The sequence below is a fragment of the Paraburkholderia lycopersici genome (assembly GCF_900096975.1).
Lineage (GTDB): Bacteria > Pseudomonadota > Gammaproteobacteria > Burkholderiales > Burkholderiaceae > Paraburkholderia > Paraburkholderia lycopersici.
Map to the genome: position 1 here is coordinate 132,085 of NZ_FMYQ01000010.1, position 18,578 is coordinate 150,662.

An 18,578-nucleotide genomic window follows, 5' to 3' on the forward strand; every position below is an offset into this window, starting at 1 on the left:
GGCATCTGTTTGTACAGCAGCGTGCCTGCGCCATACGCCTCGTTGCGCCCATTCTGCCCTCAGGCTTCAACGCCATTTTTTCGCTTTTCGACTGCTGAAGAATTCGGCTCGAATGGCTTTGAAGCGGCACGCCCATGCACTTTTCGCACGGCGTGTGCGCACTCAAATATCATTAAAATTAAAATGCAAAACATACAAATTCAACATTACAACGGCTATGCCGTCCAATCCTCGGCGCATCGTTTGCCCGATGGCAGCTTTTCATCCAACCTGTTGCTCGAACTCATCGACGGCGAGCGAGCCGAAGGCCGCTACTCGTTCTATTCGCTCGATTACTTCAAGAGTGAAGAGCAAGCGTTACAGCACTCGGCCCAGTGGGCACGCATCTGGGTCGACACGCGCGGTTAAAGGCGACGCCGCAGATCGAAACACTCAACGCACCTGAAGCGCCAGGGCGGGTGCAACAAGATGCGCCCAAACACCGAACATCACGCGGGAACCCGAACTGCACATCGCCGATACGCATCGCCGACAACACCACATCCTTCTGGCCCCGCCGATAGTGGCGGGATGGATCGCTGCCTTCGGTTACAATGCACGACTAGTTCGCTTCGCACAGCACAGAAAACACGCGTGTTGGTAAGTCGCGAATCTGCCTTTGATTGATAGTCCAGCGATAACAGTGTGCGCTGGACTGTATACCCCGACGCGCATCGGACCGGTATTGCGAGCCCACGCGTCTGACCCATCCCCTCGCGTACCTGATTCGCCGCCCGGACAAGGCGGTGTCCATGACTTCCGGGACGCAAGGGCGACCCAGTAGTTTTTATGCTTCCCACTACCGCTCGAGCGCTTGTCGATCAACGCGCGCGGCGTCTTCCACAATGCGGCGTCCGAACCCGTGTCCCGCCAATTGATCAGGAACCTTGAATGGCCAAAGAAGAACTGCTGGAACTCGACGGTATCGTTGACGAAGTGCTGCCAGACAGCCGTTACCGCGTCACGCTCGACAATGGCGTGGTTGTAGGGGCGTACGCGTCCGGACGAATTCGCAAGAATCACATTCGCATTCTTGCGGGCGATCGGGTAACGCTGGAACTTTCGGTGTACGACCTGACAAAAGGACGAATCAATTTCCGTCATAAGGATGAGCGAAGCAGTCCCGCAACGCCAAGAGCCGCATTTCGCCGTCGTTAACGGAGCGATACGCGGCCGTTGGCTGTGACCCTTACCTGTGACGACGCTGCGCGCACATCCACATCACGGTTCGCCATTGCTGGCGGACCTCAATCAAGGAAAATAGTGACCACTGTAATTCTGAAACCCGACGAGCCCGTGGAAGTTGCGTTACGCCGTTTCCGTCGCGCGATCGAACGCACAGGCCTGATTCCGGAGCTTCGTGCCCGGACAGCCTATGAAAAACCTACCGCAGAGCGCAAGCGCAAAAAGGCCGCTGCAGTGGCACGCCTGCGCAAGCAGATCAAACGCTCGTTGCCACCAAAAAAGCGGTACTGACCCGGAACTGCAGGGTAGCCTTGCACAAGCGGCACGTCCGGTGCCCAGCCGGGCATCTCGCGTAACCTCCGTATGAGAACCGGTTCTGATCTTGGCCGAGGCGCCGGATGAGTTCGCATAGCGGCCACTCGATTTTCTGCGATCGATAGACCGCTTCGGGTCGAACTGAACCGGACGCTGTCGGATCGGACTCAGTTCCGGCCATGATCTGCCGTTCGCTTGTGCCGTTGCGTAGTCATAGGAACATCGGCTTGGGCTCAAATAACGGCCGCTCGCTGAAATTTGTTTCCCGCCTGCCAGAGCCACAGCTATCTGGGGGCTAGCCAAATCACGAGAGGCCTCTCAGGAGCCTTTGCCGCCATCGCTCTCCGTCGCATCGCGATTCATGTACTGCCGCATAGATGTAAACATGCGCGCACAGAGCTTGGCGCCGAACAGCGATAATCCGCCCAGCAGGCATCCAGAAACGACGTTGATGCCACGCTCCAGTCCCGATGGCAGCGAGTGTGTCGTCACGCTCAGATCGAGCGTGATCAGCGCGCACCGCAGGCCGAACCCGACCACGTAGCGACGAAACGACACGATCGTAAGCGCGGCGCCAAGCGACAGGCATACGGAAAGCCACGTAGACGACACCACGTAGTGGGACATCAGCATCCCGGCGGGTACGCCCAGCAGCGCGCCCGTCGTCCTGTCGCGAATCTTCCTGCCAGCGCTCAGGAAGTCGCCCGTGAAGACACTCGCAGCCGACCAGATCATCCACTCGCCGTGCCGGACGTGCATCGTCTCGACGACCGCGGTTGCAACCCCGATACCGACGATGATCGCAAACACCCAGAGCACGACGTCCGACTGGGGCGCGAGACGGTCGTCCGTATGGCGGAGCCGTGCCCAATGCTTGACCAGTGACGTTACCCGCTCGCGGCGACTGTGATCGACGATGCTCAAGGCCAGTGGCACCGCGATCGCGAAACCGAGCAGTCCGGAGATCAGCATATAGGCGCCGAGCGCAGCAGCCGGGCTGGTTTGCGCACTGAGCTCCAGTGGAAGATAGACCGAGACTACGAATATCAGCGTGCACACCGTGCGGATCGCCGCGAAACGGGCGGAGAGCAACGTCGTGGCCGCTGCCAGACAGGTGGTGCACGCAATGAACTGCACCGGACTCGCCACGGCTGCGCATGCGGCCATCGACGTGCCGAACATCACGGCGCCCAGCAGCAACACGCCCGATGGTGCGAGGCTGCATCGCTCCAACGAAACGAACAGGCCGATGCACATGATGACGGCGCCCAGTCCGTCGGTCGCGAACCGTCCGGCTACTGCCGCAACCGGCGCGAACGCAAGCATTCCCCGCCACGCGCCACGCGAATCGACCTCCGCCCCTATCCTGCGCAGCATCCCTTTCACCGGCTGACTCTCCCGGGCCGCGCGAATTCGCCGCTGCGCGTCTGTCACAGACGGCGCCTGATCGAGTCCGGCAGCTTGCGCCACGGCAGGTCGCCGGGATCGACCGCGGCCGCGCCACGTGCCTTCGCGATCACGACGTCGCGCTGCGCGTCCTCGACGAGCGGCGTGAAATCCGCGCGGAAGTGATTGCTGCTCTTCACGACGATGATCTTCATCTGCTCCGGCTCAATGTTCACGAAGCGGAACAGTTCCCGATCCTGAGCGCCGATCTTGCCGCTCGCGACGACCACCAGCACGCCATCGATCTCCACGGCGACGCTCGGCCCCAGCTCGGCGACGAAGCCGGTCATCTTCGGCCCCTTGTATCTGACCCGGCCATCGCTGACCGCCATCACGGTAAACTCGCCGTCGACGGCGGGATCGGCGGGGCCGTCCCAGAGCATGCCCGGCTGGCCCAGACTCGCTTGCAGTTTCGCGCCCACGCCCGCCTGCACGGCCCGTTGCGCGAAAACCGGATCGCACAACACGCCAAGCGCGACGCGCTGCCTGAACCGGCAGCCGGCACCCGCGTCCAGCAGCGCGCGAAGCATGCCGGTGGTCGACGCGCTGCCGCCTGCCCCGGGGTTGTCCTGGGTGTCGGCGATCACGACCGGTCCCGCGCTGAGATTTGCCCGATCGATCGCGCGGGCCACGGCCTCGTCCGCATCGAGGACGTCGATCCGCCATTGCGCAGGCTCGCATGCGAGCGCCCCGATGTGCGCAACCGCGTTCGCCGCATCGGCGCCGACGCTCCAGATCATCGGCGCGCATTCCGCAAAATCGGACGCTGGAAAGCCCATGCAAAAGCTGGAGACCGTGCCGCACGCTGCGTCGATCTTCGCAAGCCGCTCGTAAATCGGTTTCGCGGGCGCCGCCGTCGTGCTCTGCGAATTCAGCGGAATCAGAAACGGCACGCGCAGCGAGCTGAGCGCTTCGCGACGCCCCCGCAGCAGCCGTCGCCGAAGCAGCTCGCCCGCCAGCTCACCGGTCTCGACATAATCGATATGCGGATACGTGCGGTACGACACCATCGCATCTGCACACTCGAGCATGCGCCGCGTCACGTTCGCATGCAGGTCGAGGCTCGCGACAATGGGCACGCTCGCCCCAACCAGCTCGCGAATCCGGCTCAACAGCTCGCCTTCGGTATCGTCCACATGTTCGGCGACCGCGGCGCCATGCAGATCGACGTAGATCGCATCGGGCCGATGGGCCTGCACGTCGCCGCATATCTCATGGCAAATACGCTCGAACGCCGCCGACGTCACATATGAAGACGGCGCGGCGCCGCACCACAGACTCGGCACCGGCTCCCATCCCTGCGCGCGCGCATAGCGCAGAAAGCCGGTGCCCGGAACGGCGACCTGTTCGAGCATGTCCAGCATCGACGTCCCGCGTACCGCGGCCGGAAGCATCTCGCCGCGCTCGAATGCGGACCAGTCCGCCGTTTCCGCCGCAAAGGTGTTGGTTTCGTGCTTATACCCAGCGATCAGCACTCTCATCCGTCTACTCCATAGCCATCCGGCGGGGGCGCTCGCGTCCCGCCGGCGTTCTCGATAGCGCTGTCCGGTCAGACCTGCTCTCGTACGATAAGGCTGCCGAACTCATGCACCTCGGCATACTGGCCGGGCAGCATCAGCGTCGTCGTATCGAGTTGCACGAAGATGGCCGGCCCCTCGACCACCGCCCCCGCCCCCAGTCGGTTGCGGTCGTAGATCGGCGTGTCGAGCGAGCCGTCCGGGAAATGCACCGGCTGACGGCCGATGATGGCCGACGCGGTGTCCGTGTTCGCGCCGATGTGCGGCCACTGCGGCGGTTGCAGTTCGCCGCTCGCCTCGACGTGCAGCGTGGCGATTTCGACCGGCATGTCGTGCTGCGCGAACGTGTACAGCGACTCGTGCAACCGGTGGAACGCGTCGATCGCGTCCGCCAACGCCGCCTCGCCGCGCTTGCCGCCAGGCCATGGCACGCTGAGTTCGGAACCCTGGTGCGCGTAGTGCATGCTGGCCTTGCGCACGATCATGCGTCCATGTTCCGGGACGCCTTCGCCGTCGAGCCAGGCGATCGCCTCGCGCTCCATCTCTTCGAAGACCCGTTCGATCGCGTCGAAGTCGAAACGTCCGGCGCGCTGCACCGACGTGCGCGAGAAATCCGACTTCAGCTTCGACGTGAGCAACCCGATCGTCGACAGCACACCCGGCGACGGCGGCACGAGCACGGTCGGAATGCCGAGCAGCCGCGCGAGCGACGAGCCGTGCAGCGGTCCCGCGCCGCCGAAGGGCACCAGTGCGAACTCGCGCGGATCGTGACCGCGCTGCACCGACACGACGCGAATCGCATTGACCATCGCGTTGTCCGCGAGCGCCAGAATGCCGCGCGCGGCGTCCTCGATCGACAGTCCCAGCGGACGTGCGATCCGGTCCTCGATCGCGCGGCGGGCCGCGTCGACGTCGAGCGACATCGCACCCTTCAGCAAGGTGGGCGGCACGTGTCCGAGCGCCGCATGCGCGTCCGTGACCGTCGGCTCGGTGCCGCCACGCCGGTAGCAGACCGGCCCCGGCTGCGCGCCCGCGCTTTCCGGGCCGACCGTCAGCACGCCGTCGGCCGACACGCGCGCGATCGAACCGCCGCCTGCGCCGATCGTGTTGATGTCGACCATCGGCAACGTCAGCGGCCATGCGCCGACCTGGCCTTCCATCGTGGTGCCCGGCACACCGTCCTTGATCAGGCTGATGTCGGCCGAGGTGCCGCCGATGTCCACGCCGATCACGTTGCCGAAGCCCGCAAGGCTGGCCATTTCCTGCGCGCCGACGACGCCCGCGGCCGGACCGCTCAGTGCGGTCTGCACTGGCTCGCGCCGCACCACGGCCGCCCCCGCGACGCCGCCGTTGGACTTCATCAGCAGCAACGGCGCGGACACGCCCAATCTGAGCAGCCGTTGTTCGAGCCGATGCACATACGTCGATACGGCCGGAGCGACATACGCGTTCAGGATGGTGACCATGCTGCGCTCGTACTCACGCATCACCGGCAGCACTTCGCACGACAACGACACCATCGCGTCGGGCCAGTTCGACACGATGATGTCTCGGGCCCGCTGCTCATGCACCGGGTTCAGATACGCATGCAGGAAGCACACGGCGATCGACTCCACGCCGTCGTCCCGCAACCGGCGCGTCAGCCGGGCGATCGCCGCTTCGTCCAGCGCTTCAAGTTCCGCGCCGTCGGCGTCCAGCATGCCGCCGATCTCGAAGATCAGCTCAGGCGGAACCGGGCGGCTCGGCTTGATCCACGAATAGAGGTTCGCGTCGCGCGGCACATCGTGTCGACCGATCTCCAGCACATGACGAAAGCCCTTGTTGGTCAGCAGGACGGCTTTTGCGCCTTTGCCTTCGAGGATCAGGTTGGTGGCCACCGTGGTTCCATGCAGCACCTGAACCAGATCGGCCGGCTGGAACTCCGACAGCTTCAGCGCCTCGGCTACGCCGTTCACAAACCCCTCGGACGGATCGGCCGGAGTCGACGGCGTCTTGACCGTCCACGCCCGCCCCGTCGAGCGGTCGAACAGCGTGACGTCGGTAAAGGTACCGCCAATGTCGATGGCCACGGACAGCTCGTTCGGTTTCTTGCTCATCTGCGTCATGTTGTTTCAAACCTGATCAAGGTAAATCTCACGGTGGAACAGCTTCGACTCGGGCCGCGCCGCGCGCAGCGCGGCCGTCGCCGCGGCGTCGATCGCATAGCCGTCCACCTCGTCTCCCAGCGCCACGCCGTAGTCCGCGCGGGCGGCCTCGACCGACACGAAGCCTCGCAGCACGTCGAGCCGCACCGACTCCTGCGGCCGGTCGTAAGGATGTCCATGGCCGCCGCCGCCGCCCGTCTCCAGCCGCACGATGTCGTGCTTGCGCAGACGGATCTGGTCCGCGAGCGGGTCCAGGCGCCGCTCGTCCGCGCGTCCCGGATTGACGGTCGCGCTGCCCGCGCGGCCGCTCATGCCGCCCGCGACTCCCCACGGCGTTTTGCGGGTGCTGTCCAGCCTGATCGACATCACGACTTCGTCCGCCAGAATTTCAATCTCACGCACGACGCCGCAGCCTCCGCGCCAACGTCCGGGACCACCGGTATCCGGATTGATCCCGTAACGCAGCAGACGAACCGGGTAGCTCGCATTGATGAATTCGGCCGGATAGTTCTTTTGCGCGACGAAGTAGACCGCGTCGATACCGTCGGCGAAAGGCCGCGCGGCGTTGCCGACCGCGCAGCCGTCCGTGATCAGGAACGGCTCCTGCGACGCCGGGTCCAGTCCACGAAACAGCGACAGGCTGTACGCGGGCCCCGACGCGAGCGCATTGCCCTGCGAAGCGATATTGAACAGCCCCATGAACGTGCTCTGAAGACGCAGCCAGGTCAGACTGCGCAGCCCGACCGGCGCCGGAAACGTCGGTTGCAGCAGGCTGCCTTCGCGGGTGCGCACTTCGTTGACGAGACGCATCAGTCCGTCGTTGAGCGGTTCGAGCGGGTCGCGCGACGTCAGGTAAATGCCGAGGATCAGCGACGGGACCACCGGATTCATGATGTAGTTGATCGGCCCCGCCGCCTGATCGGCGCTCCTCGTCGTATCGACGATCACCTTGTCGTCGGTGATTTCCAGCCGCACGTTGATCGCGTACGGGCCGCCGCCAGCGCCGTCGTTGTCGACGTAGTCTTCGAACTGATAGATGCCGGGCTTGAAGGTCTCCTTGAGCAGCTTGCGCGCGCGCTTCTCGCTGCGGTCCTGAATCTGTTCGAACGCGCTTGCCACGGCGCTCGGGCCGAAGCGCCCGACCAGCTCCGCGAGGCGCCGCTCGCCGAGCCGCAGCGCGGCGACCAGTGCGCGCATGTCGCCGCGCACCATTACCGGAAAGCGGGTGTTGCGCTCGAAAATCCGCAGGATCTCTTCATTGGCGACGCCTTCGCGGAACAGCCGAACCGGCGGAACAATGATGCCTTCCTCGAAGTGGCTGGTGGCTTGCGGAGACAGCGAGCCGGGAGTCGCGCCGCCGATGTCGGTCAGATGCGCCCAGCTTTGCACGAAGCCGCAGAGCCGGCCGTCGACGAACACCGGCGACAGAAGCAGCTGATCGGGGCTATGTGTGATCGCCCCGCGTGAGCCGTAGCAGTCGTTGTACCAGTAGATGTCGCCGCTACGCATCGTCTCCAGCGGGTAGTACTCGATGATCGGTTCGAGCACGCGGCCAAAGAGCGGCAGCAGCGTACCCGCGACCATCCGGCCTTTCGCGTCGTACAGCGCGGTCCAGTAATCCTTCTTTTCGCGGATCATCGGCGACATCGCGGTCCGCTCCAGCAGCGCGCCCATTTCGTCCTGTGCCGCCCTCACCGCGCCGGCGATGATTTCGAGCGTCACCGCATCGACGTCCTGCGGCGCGAAACCGCCGGCCTGCATTTCGTGTTTCTCGTGTTTCACATCAACCTCCATAGAACCGTGACTCCATCCATCAGAAAAAGTGAAAAAGGCCGATGCTGGCACCTAGCTGGCCCGCGCCCGTCGAGGTCTGCGTCTGCAGGTCCACGCCCATGTCGCTGAGCTTCGTGTTCCAGACCTTCGCGACGTTCGCGTATAGCCCGGTCGCCTTCGACAGGAAATATTGGGTTTGCAGCGCGACCAGCGTCGGCCGCGCGTCGATGCCGGCCACGCGCTCGTGATAGACGCCCGCGGTGGCGACCCAGGCCGGTGTAATCCGTTCGGTCAGACCGGTCCAGTACAGGTTCGAGTCATGATCGACGCCCTGTACCTCCGTCTTCAGATGGCGATACCCGGCGAACACGGACGTGCCGCCCCACGTGTAACGGAGCGCCGTGGCGAGCCGCTCGGCGCGCTCCGGTGAAACCGGCGCGGCGGGAACCAGCGAAGGCACGTACAGGCTCATCCCGTATTGCGCCGACGTCATCGGCCCGTGCACGTAGTCGTACACGACGGCGGCCATCAGTTGATCCGTCGTGTAATCGGCGGCGACGCTGTATTCCTTTGACTTCGCTTCACCGCCGGCGACGCCGTTGAGCGGCGCATCGATGCCGTCGCTGCCGAAGCTGTACTGCAGGTTCTCGTGAAACGGTCCATCCGTGCGCGTATAGCGCACCGCGTTGTCCATTCGCGACACGAAGCCGCCGTCCATGCTCCACAGACTGACGTTCGAACCCTGCAACGGGTCCAGATAGCCGATCACGTCGTAGAGCGGCGTATAGACGCGGCCAAACACCACCTTGTTGTTGTCGTTTTGCAGACCCACCCATGCCTGCCGGCCAAACAGCCGACCGCCCTGCAAAGAGGCACCCGTGTTCGGGCTGATGCCGCCTTCCAGACGGAAGATCGCTTTGATGCCGCCGCCCAGATCCTCGACGCCCTTCAGGCCAATCGCATTCGCGTAGATCTCCGCCGCCGCGGCCTGCACGACCGAATGCGATGTCTTTCCCGAATTCGTCAAATACTCGATCGCCTCGTCGAGCGAGCCGAACAAGGTGACGCTGCTTTGCGCACGCGCGAGCGCCGGCGCCATCGACAGGATTACCAGACTGGCCGTGACGATTTTCCTGGCGATGCATGCGATTTGTTCAAATTTACTTATTTTGCATTCCGAATCGATTAATTGACTCATTTCGATCTCCATGGTCTTTTCCAAACCTTTATTTGAAAGATGCAGGCAATTACGAGTTGTTGTGCATGGCGCTCGTCTGCAGCGCATCGACTGCGCCGGCGACCGATCTCCGCGACGACGAGAGGTAAATCAGAATGACGGAACAGATACTCGACACCGCGAGGACAATTGCGAAGGCAACCGCCAGTCCATGCGGATGACCCTTCAGCCTGTCACTGAGCGCGCCGACCGCGGACGGTCCCAGGCTCGCGCCGAGGACGTTGTTCGACACGAGGAAGAGTCCCGTTGCACGGCCGCGCATCCGGTTGGGCACGGCAAGCTGGATCGGGCTGGACATGAATGTCGTCACGATCGAAAACGTCGCGACCTCACAGCCGTAAAACCAGTAGGCGGATGCCGCCGTGCCGACCATCGGGAACATAGCAATGATCGGAATCTGAATCGACAGCACGATCGACAGACGTCTGAGCAGCGCGCCGAGCAGCTCGCGGTTATCGAGCTTGCGAACGAGCAGTTGGGACAGCAGACAGCCGGTCAGGCCGACCGACAGAAACACCGTGCCCAGAGGACGCCCGACCGTCGAGACGGTGCCGAATCCCTCGCGAATCATCACGCTCGGGAACCATGTCACCAGCACATAGAACCCGGATGTGACGAACAGAAACCCCGCGAAATAGAACATCAGTTGAGGAGATCCCAGCAGCACTTTCAGTGTGGCGCGTGTCGAGATATCCGTGTGCTGAACCTCGGGCACGCGGCGCGCCGGTTCACGCAGCATCAGGATCAATCCGCCAAGCAGCAGCCCTGGCAAACCGACCACCACGAACACGGCCTGCCATGGCGCGACGTGTCCGAACAACGGCAACGCCGGACCGCCGAGCCCCGTAAAGTAGCGCAGCGCGATGCTGCCGAGAATCAGCGCCATGCCGCCGCCGATGTAGGGGCCGGTGTTATAGACCGCCGTCGCACGCAGCAACGCGCGCCCGGTCAGCAGATCCGACAGTATCGACCATGACGCCGGCGAGCACCCCGCCTCGCCGACTGCGGTCGCGGTGCGCGCGGCAAGCAACTGGACGAAGCTCGAACACAGACCGCACGCCGCCGTCGCCAGTCCCCACGCGGCGACGCACGCCGCGGCGATGCGCACGCGATGGAACCGGTCGACCATCCATCCCAACGGGATGCCGGCGCATGCGTAGAACGTACTGAACGCCAGCCCTTGCAGCAAACCGATCTGTGTATCGCTTATCGCGAACGTGTGCCGGACAGGCTCCAGAAGCAGCGGCAAAACCTGCCTGTCCAGGAACGAAAACGAAAATGACAGCGCTAGCAATGCCGTGACCAGAACGGCCCGCCACGTTGACACCGTCGATTCCCGACCCGGCTCGTGATCGTTCATTTCCACATCCTTTTAATTGATAGATGAACAGCGCGGTCGCGCCGCGTCAGGTCGACGACCCAACCACGTCGCGATCGAACAAGCACGCGAGCAGCGCTGCCCCGGTCTTGATGCCCTTCAGGAAACAGTCGATGCTCAGGTTCTCGTTGGGCGCGTGATTGGCCTGGTCCGAATTCGCATAGGGAATCAGGAAGGCCGGCAGGCCGAGTGTCTTTGTAAAGACGTAATCCGGCAGGCTGCCTCCGACCACTGGATACAACAGCGGCCGCTTGCCCTGAGCCCTCTCGATCGCCGTCACGATGTTTTGCGTGTACGGTGATTCGATGGACGTCTTGGACGGCTCCATGCTGTTCAGCCTGACGACTTCGACACTGGGTGCATGGCGCGCCACATGTTTGACGACCAGCGCGAATACTTCGTCGGGCGTCTGCGATTCGACGAGCCGCATGTCGCATTTGACGAATGCGCTGTCCGGAATGATCGTTTTCATTCCAGGGCCGCCGTAGCCGCTGTGAAGTCCGTTGATCGTCAATGTCGGATGAAACATCAGGCGTTCGAAGTAGCCGCGCTCCTGCGGTTGATCGAGCTGCGTCATGCCCAGTTCTTCGCAGAGACCGGCAACGTTCACCGGCAACGCGGCAATCGCTTCCAGCTCGCGGGCCGACGGCGGATCGACCCGGTCGTACACGCCGTCAATGGTGATTTCCCCGGCGGCATTTTTCATCGTCGCCAGAAGATGCACGAGCGTCCACGCAGGGTTTGGAACCACGCCGCCGTAATTGCCCGAGTGCACGTCGCGCTTTGCTCCGTGCACGTGCAGCTCGAAATTGAGCAGCCCACGGACACCGAACTGAACGATCGGCGTACCCGACGGATGAACTGAACCATCCGCGGTCACAACGAGGTCTGCCTTGAGACGCTCGCGATGTTCGAGCACGAACGACGGCAGATTGGGACTTCCGACTTCCTCTTCTCCGTCGAGCATGAAAATCACGTTGCATGGCAATTTCCCATGAACCTTCAGATGCGACTCGATCGCGAGAATCTGCGCGAAATGCTGGCCTTTGTTGTCGCCGATGCCGCGCGCAAAGATGCGGCCATCGCGGATCGTCGGCTCGAACGGCGGCGTGGTCCACGCCTCCAGCGGCTCGGGCGGCTGCACGTCGTAGTGGCCATACAGCAATACCGTCGGCGCGCCCGCCTGCCTGTTCCATTGCGCGAGAACAACCGGATTGCCTTTGGTCGGCAGGATTTCCGCCGTCATTCCCATCGCCAGGAAGCGCTCTTTCAGCAGATGCGCCACTTCGTCGATACCGATGTTTTGCGCACTGATGCTCGGATGCGACGCGTACGCCATCAGACATGACACGAAGTCCTGCGCATTCCTGTCGACGTAATCGAAGACTGCATCCAACGCCCGCCGTTGTTCACTATCGCGCGAGCGTGCGCCTGCTTCATCTGCATGATGCATATGTCACCTGTTTCAGATCGGGTTGCGTGTATCAGCGATACGTGAGGCCCGCGGCATTCTTCAGATTGCCGGCTCCACTCAGTTGCAGCGCGATGTAAAGCGGGTCTTCGCCCCCTTTTTCTGTCGCGCTACGAATAGCAAGCACTGTAGAGATGACAATTTTTTTCCAGTTGACATTGCGGGACACAAATTTTCCAATCTGGGACACGACGAGAAATGACCGTCGACGCGAGAGGTCGGAGATGAAAGCGAGAGTTGTCAGAAGTGCAACGCTGATTGGCTATCTGAATGCGGCGCAGGAAGTCGGCGTCGACGGCGAAGCGCTGATCGCCGCGGTTGGTCTGACAACGGACTACACGACGGACCCTGACCGCCTGATTCCGGTCGACTCTTTCATCCGGTTGCTCGACCTGTCCGTCGCGGCCTCGGGCCGGTCGGACTTTGGCGCGCGTGCCGCGATCGCGAGAGGTGTCCCGGATTTCGGCGCGGTCAGCCTGCTGCTGAGGGAAGAAGAAACGCTAAGGGATGCACTGCGTACGATCTCCGCGCGGCTGCACCTTCACTGCAACGGCATCTACCTTGAACTGGACACACGCTTCGGCAAGCCCTTCCTGTCGTACCAGATCGTCTCCGATACCCCGTCCATCCAGGCATCCGAGTTCTGCGCGTGCGGGCTGGTCCAGAGCATCCGCTGGCTGGTCGGCCCCGAGTGGCGCCCCGACGCCGTGTGTTATGAACATGCGCGGCCGCTCCATACCTCGGTACAAGGCAGTTTCATGCGCAGCGAACTGCGCTACAACCAGGTGATGGGCGGCATTCTGCTGGGCAAGGATGCGCTCGACCTGCGGGTCATCACGTCGGCGGCAGTACTCAGACGGCACGCGCGGAACCTGATCGAACATACGCTCCCCGATTCGCCGGAGCATTTCGAAATGCAGGTGACGCGGATCATGGTCCGGCAACTTCGCGACTCCACGTGCAATGCGGACACGCTGGCGAGCAGCCTCGGAATGAACCGGCGCACGTTGCACCGGCGGCTGGCAAACAAAGGGCTGTCGTATTCGAGCCTGTTGCAGCAGGTTCGCAGCGACACCGCCAGGCAGCTCGTCGAAGCGGGCACCATCCCGTTGTCCGACGTTGCCGAGACCGTGGGCTTCAACAGTCTGAGTTCGTTTTCCCGCTGGTTTCAGGCAACATTCGGCTGTACTGCATCCGCATGGAAAAGAAATCGCAATGCATCGCACTAGCCCGGTCAGCCCTGATTCGCTCTGCGCGCAAGTGGCGCCTGCGATTCCTGGAGCAACGCGTTAACGGACTCTATGACGAGGTACGTCCCGGCAAGCCGCGTACGATTGACGACAAGCGACTGGCGCAACGGATCCAGAAGACGCTGCACACCAAACCTGCGGACGGCTCCATGCACTGGCGCGTGCGCACGATCGCTGCCGAGACCGTTATCTCGCCCACGAGTGTGCATCGTTACTTCAAGCTGCTGGGTCTGCAACCGCACCGCAGCGAAAGCTTCAAGCTTTCGACCGATCAATTCTTCATCGAAAAACTGCGCGATGTAGTGGGCCTGTACCTGAGTTCGCCAGAAAATGCGCTGGTGCTTTGCGTGGACGAGAAGAGACGGTGTCAAGCGCTCGAGCGCACGCAGTCCATACTGCCGATGAGTTTCGGCTAGCTGAAGGCGTCACGCACGATTACGCTCGTCACGGTACCACTACGCTGTTCGCTGCCCCGAACGTGCTCAACGGCGCTGTGCTCGCCACCTGCAAGCCGCGTCGTCGACATCAGGAGTTCCTGTCTTTCCTGCGTGAAATCGACAAGGCCGTTCCCGCCGAGCTCGACATGCGCTGCATCGTGAACAACTATGGCGGTCACAAGCATCCGACGGTCAAGGCGTGGCTGTCGGCACGCCCGCCCTGGCACATGCATTTCATCCTCACTTACGGTCCGTGGCTCAACCAGGTCGAACGCGTCTTGCGTGTCTTTGCGCTGATTACTGGCAAGGCGATCCGCAGCGGATCGTTTGGCTCGGTCAGGTAACGGGTCAAGCGGGACACTAGAAGAAGGCTATCGAGTGCTTGTCGACGCAGTACGTGATTATGCGATCTTTATGCTGGACCCCGATGGACGCGTATCGCGCTGGAATCCTGCCGTCATGTGCATCAAGGGCTATTCAGCGGAAGAGATCGACTGAATCCGCAACTTCGTATAGCGCGAAATTCGGGCATAACAAGCAATTAAAAGAATCTGACTTCACGACGAATCGAATGCGTGGCCAGCGCGGGCGAGCACCGCTCCAGCCTTTTTTATGGCCCCTTCCAACTCACTTCTGGAGTATCTGCGCGCTGCGTCAAAGCACGCGCAATTCGCTAAAACATTGAACGATTGATCTTCAGTTCGAATGTTTCGCTCACACAGATTTGCACGCGATGTCTATTTATATAATCGACAAAAAATAGCAGCCCAAGCGGAAGCGGATGTATCATTTAAAATGAGACAAAGATTTAAAATACTGCACCTATTGCCAATTAGATTTGATTGATACTGCTTTTCGGTTCTTATCGGCACAACTGCGCGCTCCTCTCCCGTGGAGACGAATCGCCTCACGGTTTGCCTTCGCCTCCGAAGGCGTCGCGCTGCCAGCCTCAAGTCGAGGCGACCGAAACGAGCGGACGTTTCGTTGTCGTCGCGACGTCGTGCGTCCCCGGAGGTCGCAAACATATAGGTTCGGTGATGACAATCGAATGTGGCGGTCCGGGAGAAGACCGATAAGTACATCGAGGCCTGAAGCACTTCGGGGCTCCTGCTCTGCGTTTGGGGCGCCGACATGAAAGGAACTGACCGAACGTTCGGCGAGCGTCCCGATTAGCGGACAGCGACGGCGGCGCCTCGGGCGAGAACTGAGAAGCGCATCGGCCGATGTTCCAGAACCAATTATTAGCATGATTCAGCAGCCCGCGTCACTTCCGGGGCACTCTGAATCCAGTTGACTATTAATTTTGCATTTTCAACGCTCTTCGCTGAAATTGTCGCAACACACGACAGATTCCACTGCTCCCGCAGATGTTAGTGCGCGCCGATAGCGACGCGGAAGGTAATTGTCTGCACTCCAATCTATCTTTAGATATGTCTAAAATTAAAAATATTCGGAGCAAAATGATTAAAATGACCAACTGGCAGCGTAACCAGAAACCTTTTTTGTCTACGCACTCGGCACGCAAGCATGCGCCACATTGCTGGCCGAAATGCGTAAAATACCTTTCAGAAACAATACGGACTTATATGCTTCGCGGCCTTCGTCATCGGCCCAAAAACTTGGCTCAAAAGAGGAAAAATCGGCACTTAATTGCTTCCCAAGTTAGAGTTTTATGGTTCCCGAACCAGGCCTCCTCCGTGCCGCGCTTGCACCGACACCGCACTTCCTCTACGCTTTTTTTCGTCCTCCCCGCGCTTCGAGCCAACGATGCAGTCGCACCGTCACCCCATTCTCACGGCACTACTCGCCGCCGCCCTGTTCGGCATCACCACGCCGCTTGCCAAGGCGCTGTTAGGCGACGTGTCGCCGTTCATGCTGGCCGGGCTCTTCTATCTCGGCAGCGGCTCGGGACTCGCTATCGCGCTGCTGCTGCGCCGCGTGGCGGCGCGCCGCGACAGCGCGGCCGCCTCGCACGCCCCGCTACGCGTGGCCGAGCTGCCATGGCTTGCCGGGGCGATCGCCGCGGGCGGCGTGGCCGCGCCCGCGCTGCTCATGCTCGGCCTGAACACCACGCCCGCTGCCACGAGCACGCTGCTGCTGAACCTCGAAGGCGTGCTGACGGCGCTCATTGCCTGGTTTTGCTTTCGCGAGAATTTCGACGCGCAGATCGCACTCGGCATGGTGGCGATCGTCGCGGGCGGCGTGCTGCTCTCCTGGCCGGGCGAGCGAGCAGGCGTCGCGCCCGGTGTACTGCTCGTGGCCTGCGCATGCTTGTGCTGGGCCATCGACAACAATCTCACCCGCAAGGTCTCGAGCAACGACGCGATGGTCGTTGCCTGCACGAAGGGGCTCGTCGCCGGGCCGGTAAACATCGGCATCGCGCTCGGCACGGGGGCGCACTGGCCCGCCTGGCACGTGGCAAGCGGCGCGATGGCCGTGGGCTTCGCGGGCTATGGCGTGAGCCTCGTGCTTTTCGTCGTCGCGCTGCGTCATCTGGGCACCGCACGCACGGGCGCCTACTTCTCCGTGGCGCCGCTTTTCGGCGTGGCGCTTTCGCCGCTGCTGTGGCCGGAGCGCCCTGCACCGACATTCTGGCTCGCGCTCGCGCTAATGGCGCTCGGCGTGTGGCTGCACGTACGCGAGCGCCATGACCACGTACACACGCATGAGCCACTCGAGCACACCCACGCGCACCGGCACGACGCCCACCATCAGCACGAGCACGATTTCGCATGGGACGGCACTGAACCGCACACACATCCACATCGTCACACATCGATCACGCATAGCCACGCGCATTACCCCGACGTCCACCACCGGCACGCGCATTGAGGGCGTGTGAGCCGCTGCGCCCGAAGTCAATATTCCCCCGGGATTGCCGCGCTTCCCGCGCGCACGATGCACCCGTCACACGAAACGAAGGGACAGGTGCGATGACTACCATCTGCCGGGACATGTCCGTCGAAACCGCGGCGGAAAAAGCATGCGTCGCGCTGCGCGACCCCACCAGCGCCGCCCGCGCGTTCGCGGGCGTACTGACCAATGCGCGAGTGGAAAAAGACGTGTGATAAGTGACGTTCGCCGACGGCACGGTGATCGAGGAACGCGTGATTGGCTTGAACGACGCCCCGTGCGGCTCGCCTACACCGTGGGCGGCGGGCGCTTCTAGCATCATCACGCGACGATGCAGATCGCGCCCGACCTCGCGGATGTATCCGGATGTTGCCGCGTGGTCTGGATCGGCGATTTCAAGCCGGACGAGCGGACTTCAGTGATCGAACCGCTCATGGATGCAGGCTGTGGTGCACTTGCGCGCAACCTGCCCGGCGGCGAGCGTGCGCCCGGCATGCGGGCGTATCGAGGGCTGTGGAACTAGCGCGGACCGGTTATCGGCGCGACGGGATCGGCCTCTGCCTCAAAACCCCAGTCGCCATACTCGAGCCAGTCGTCGCCAAGCAACTCGATCGGATGCGGTGTACGGTCCGAGCCATTGCCGCAACTGAGCGAGCCGGCCGGGCAATAGCGGTCGCAGCCCCAGCAGACACGTTCGGGATGCTTCGGATGGAGGGCAATCTTCTTGGCCATGATGTGCTGCGGCGAGTGGGAATGATGTGCTGCGGCGAGTGGGATCAAATCAATATAGACCGCGCCATCCGCTCTTCCAGAGACGCGTTGCCGCATCTCCAGCCAGAGGCCCGCACCTTGGCAGCCATGCTTGATACCCATCAACAGATGGACGTTTCGCAGTGACGCCTGCCAAACTGGCCTACGGATGCGGGGTTGACAGTTAGTTGCGGTGGAGATCTGGCTCGTCACCGGACTGAAAGAAGATTGGTGGGGACCCCATTTCAACGAAATTGACTGTGCGGCGACGTCCAGACTGGCATACGGCTTGCGCACACAATAGTGTCCAGATGCCTAAATGATGGGAGCCGCCATGGGGCCGGGCAAATTGACGTTGATTGCGCAGTGCTCGGCTGTCTGCGCCAGTCTTGCGGGCGCGCCGGCGGTTGATGCAGCGGGAACCTTCGACGGCGACTGGAGCGTCACGCTCACATGTCCCAAGGCCGACGGTGCTTCGGGCTACACCTACCGGTTCCCCGCCGAAATCCAGGAAAACGTGCTGCATGGCGAACGTGGCGCGAGGGATGCAGGCGGCTGGCTCACGCTGGACGGCAAGCTGGAGCCCGACGGATCGGGCACGCTCGTCGCACAGGGCCTGGCGACTTCAACACCGCACGCGATCGGCCGCATGGACAAGCCGTCGCCCTACACCTACGAAGTCAGCACGCAGTTCGACGCAACGTCCGGCAGCGGTTCGCGTACGGGCATGCGCAAATGCGGCTTCGTCTTCGTAAAAGATTGACCTGCTCTGACCAGCGAACG

The 18,578-nt window shown here is 62.4% G+C and carries 17 protein-coding genes and 1 pseudogene; 9 read left to right on the forward strand and 9 right to left on the reverse strand.

Annotated features, from left to right (window positions below):
* Positions 1-183: 183 nt before the first annotated feature.
* The 3 genes from BLU17_RS13390 (at position 184) to rpsU (ending at position 1,515) form a co-directional block, all read left to right on the forward strand.
* Positions 184-408, forward strand: a complete 225-nt coding sequence (locus tag BLU17_RS13390; RefSeq protein ID WP_091997205.1) for a hypothetical protein — start codon at positions 184-186, stop codon at positions 406-408.
* Between the two features lie 522 nt (positions 409-930).
* Positions 931-1,197: a translation initiation factor IF-1 gene (infA, locus tag BLU17_RS13395; RefSeq protein WP_091997206.1), complete on the forward strand. Its 267-nt coding sequence runs from the start codon at positions 931-933 to the stop codon at positions 1,195-1,197.
* A 105-nt stretch (positions 1,198-1,302) separates the two neighbouring features.
* The gene (gene rpsU, locus BLU17_RS13400; protein ID WP_091997207.1) at positions 1,303-1,515 is read left to right on the forward strand and encodes a 30S ribosomal protein S21; all 213 of its coding nucleotides are present in this window, start codon (positions 1,303-1,305) and stop codon (positions 1,513-1,515) included.
* A 342-nt stretch (positions 1,516-1,857) separates the two neighbouring features.
* Here the strand turns inward: rpsU and BLU17_RS13405 are convergent, their stop codons facing one another.
* From BLU17_RS13405 to BLU17_RS33130, 8 genes are all read right to left on the reverse strand, one after another.
* Complete coding sequence (locus BLU17_RS13405; RefSeq protein ID WP_176929075.1) at positions 1,858-2,973, reverse strand: FUSC family protein; 1,116 nt, start codon at positions 2,971-2,973, stop codon at positions 1,858-1,860.
* Positions 2,970-4,466: a M81 family metallopeptidase gene (locus BLU17_RS13410; RefSeq protein WP_091997209.1), complete on the reverse strand. Its 1,497-nt coding sequence runs from the start codon at positions 4,464-4,466 to the stop codon at positions 2,970-2,972. The genes BLU17_RS13405 and BLU17_RS13410 overlap by 4 nt, the downstream gene beginning before the upstream one ends.
* Before the next feature lie 68 nt (positions 4,467-4,534).
* Entirely contained in the window at positions 4,535-6,598 is a 2,064-nt protein-coding gene (locus tag BLU17_RS13415; protein WP_091997317.1) for a hydantoinase/oxoprolinase family protein, read from the reverse strand.
* 15 nt (positions 6,599-6,613) lie between these two features.
* Positions 6,614-8,428 carry a hydantoinase B/oxoprolinase family protein gene (locus tag BLU17_RS13420; protein ID WP_218137008.1) on the reverse strand — a complete coding sequence of 605 codons (1,815 nt, stop codon included), beginning with the start codon at positions 8,426-8,428 and terminating at the stop codon, positions 6,614-6,616.
* Between the two features lie 31 nt (positions 8,429-8,459).
* Positions 8,460-9,617, reverse strand: coding sequence for a porin (locus BLU17_RS13425; RefSeq protein ID WP_176929077.1), 1,158 nt, complete (start codon positions 9,615-9,617; stop codon positions 8,460-8,462).
* 49 nt (positions 9,618-9,666) lie between these two features.
* Positions 9,667-11,016: an MFS transporter gene (locus BLU17_RS13430; RefSeq protein ID WP_091997211.1), complete on the reverse strand. Its 1,350-nt coding sequence runs from the start codon at positions 11,014-11,016 to the stop codon at positions 9,667-9,669.
* A 46-nt stretch (positions 11,017-11,062) separates the two neighbouring features.
* Positions 11,063-12,487, reverse strand: coding sequence for a M20/M25/M40 family metallo-hydrolase (locus BLU17_RS13435; protein ID WP_091997212.1), 1,425 nt, complete (start codon positions 12,485-12,487; stop codon positions 11,063-11,065).
* 31 nt (positions 12,488-12,518) lie between these two features.
* Positions 12,519-12,674, reverse strand: a complete 156-nt coding sequence (locus BLU17_RS33130; protein WP_176929079.1) for a hypothetical protein — start codon at positions 12,672-12,674, stop codon at positions 12,519-12,521.
* Between the two features lie 55 nt (positions 12,675-12,729).
* Between BLU17_RS33130 and BLU17_RS13440 the strand changes: the two genes are divergently transcribed.
* The 5 genes and pseudogenes from BLU17_RS13440 to BLU17_RS33780 all read left to right on the forward strand — a co-directional run bounded on the left by BLU17_RS13440 (position 12,730) and on the right by BLU17_RS33780 (position 17,568).
* Complete coding sequence (locus BLU17_RS13440) at positions 12,730-13,734, forward strand: AraC family transcriptional regulator (RefSeq protein WP_176929081.1); 1,005 nt, start codon at positions 12,730-12,732, stop codon at positions 13,732-13,734.
* 29 nt (positions 13,735-13,763) lie between these two features.
* Positions 13,764-14,533 (forward strand): annotated as a pseudogene (locus BLU17_RS13445) (IS630 family transposase); the annotation flags it as partial.
* Positions 14,534-15,959: 1,426 nt separating this feature from the next.
* On the forward strand, positions 15,960-17,024 hold the full coding sequence (locus tag BLU17_RS13450) for a DMT family transporter (protein ID WP_091997214.1): 1,065 nt from the start codon (positions 15,960-15,962) through the stop codon (positions 17,022-17,024).
* 101 nt (positions 17,025-17,125) lie between these two features.
* Entirely contained in the window at positions 17,126-17,260 is a 135-nt protein-coding gene (locus tag BLU17_RS34240) for a hypothetical protein (RefSeq protein ID WP_281247817.1), read from the forward strand.
* Positions 17,261-17,376: 116 nt separating this feature from the next.
* The gene (locus tag BLU17_RS33780) at positions 17,377-17,568 is read left to right on the forward strand and encodes a hypothetical protein (protein ID WP_245746840.1); all 192 of its coding nucleotides are present in this window, start codon (positions 17,377-17,379) and stop codon (positions 17,566-17,568) included.
* Here BLU17_RS33780 and BLU17_RS13460 read toward each other — a convergent pair.
* The gene (locus BLU17_RS13460; RefSeq protein WP_091997215.1) at positions 17,565-17,777 is read right to left on the reverse strand and encodes a DUF3079 domain-containing protein; all 213 of its coding nucleotides are present in this window, start codon (positions 17,775-17,777) and stop codon (positions 17,565-17,567) included. The genes BLU17_RS33780 and BLU17_RS13460 overlap by 4 nt on opposite strands.
* A 352-nt stretch (positions 17,778-18,129) precedes the next feature.
* On the opposite strand from BLU17_RS13460, the gene BLU17_RS13465 reads away from it, so the two are divergent.
* Positions 18,130-18,558 carry a hypothetical protein gene (locus BLU17_RS13465; protein WP_091997216.1) on the forward strand — a complete coding sequence of 143 codons (429 nt, stop codon included), beginning with the start codon at positions 18,130-18,132 and terminating at the stop codon, positions 18,556-18,558.
* Positions 18,559-18,578: the final 20 nt, after the last annotated feature.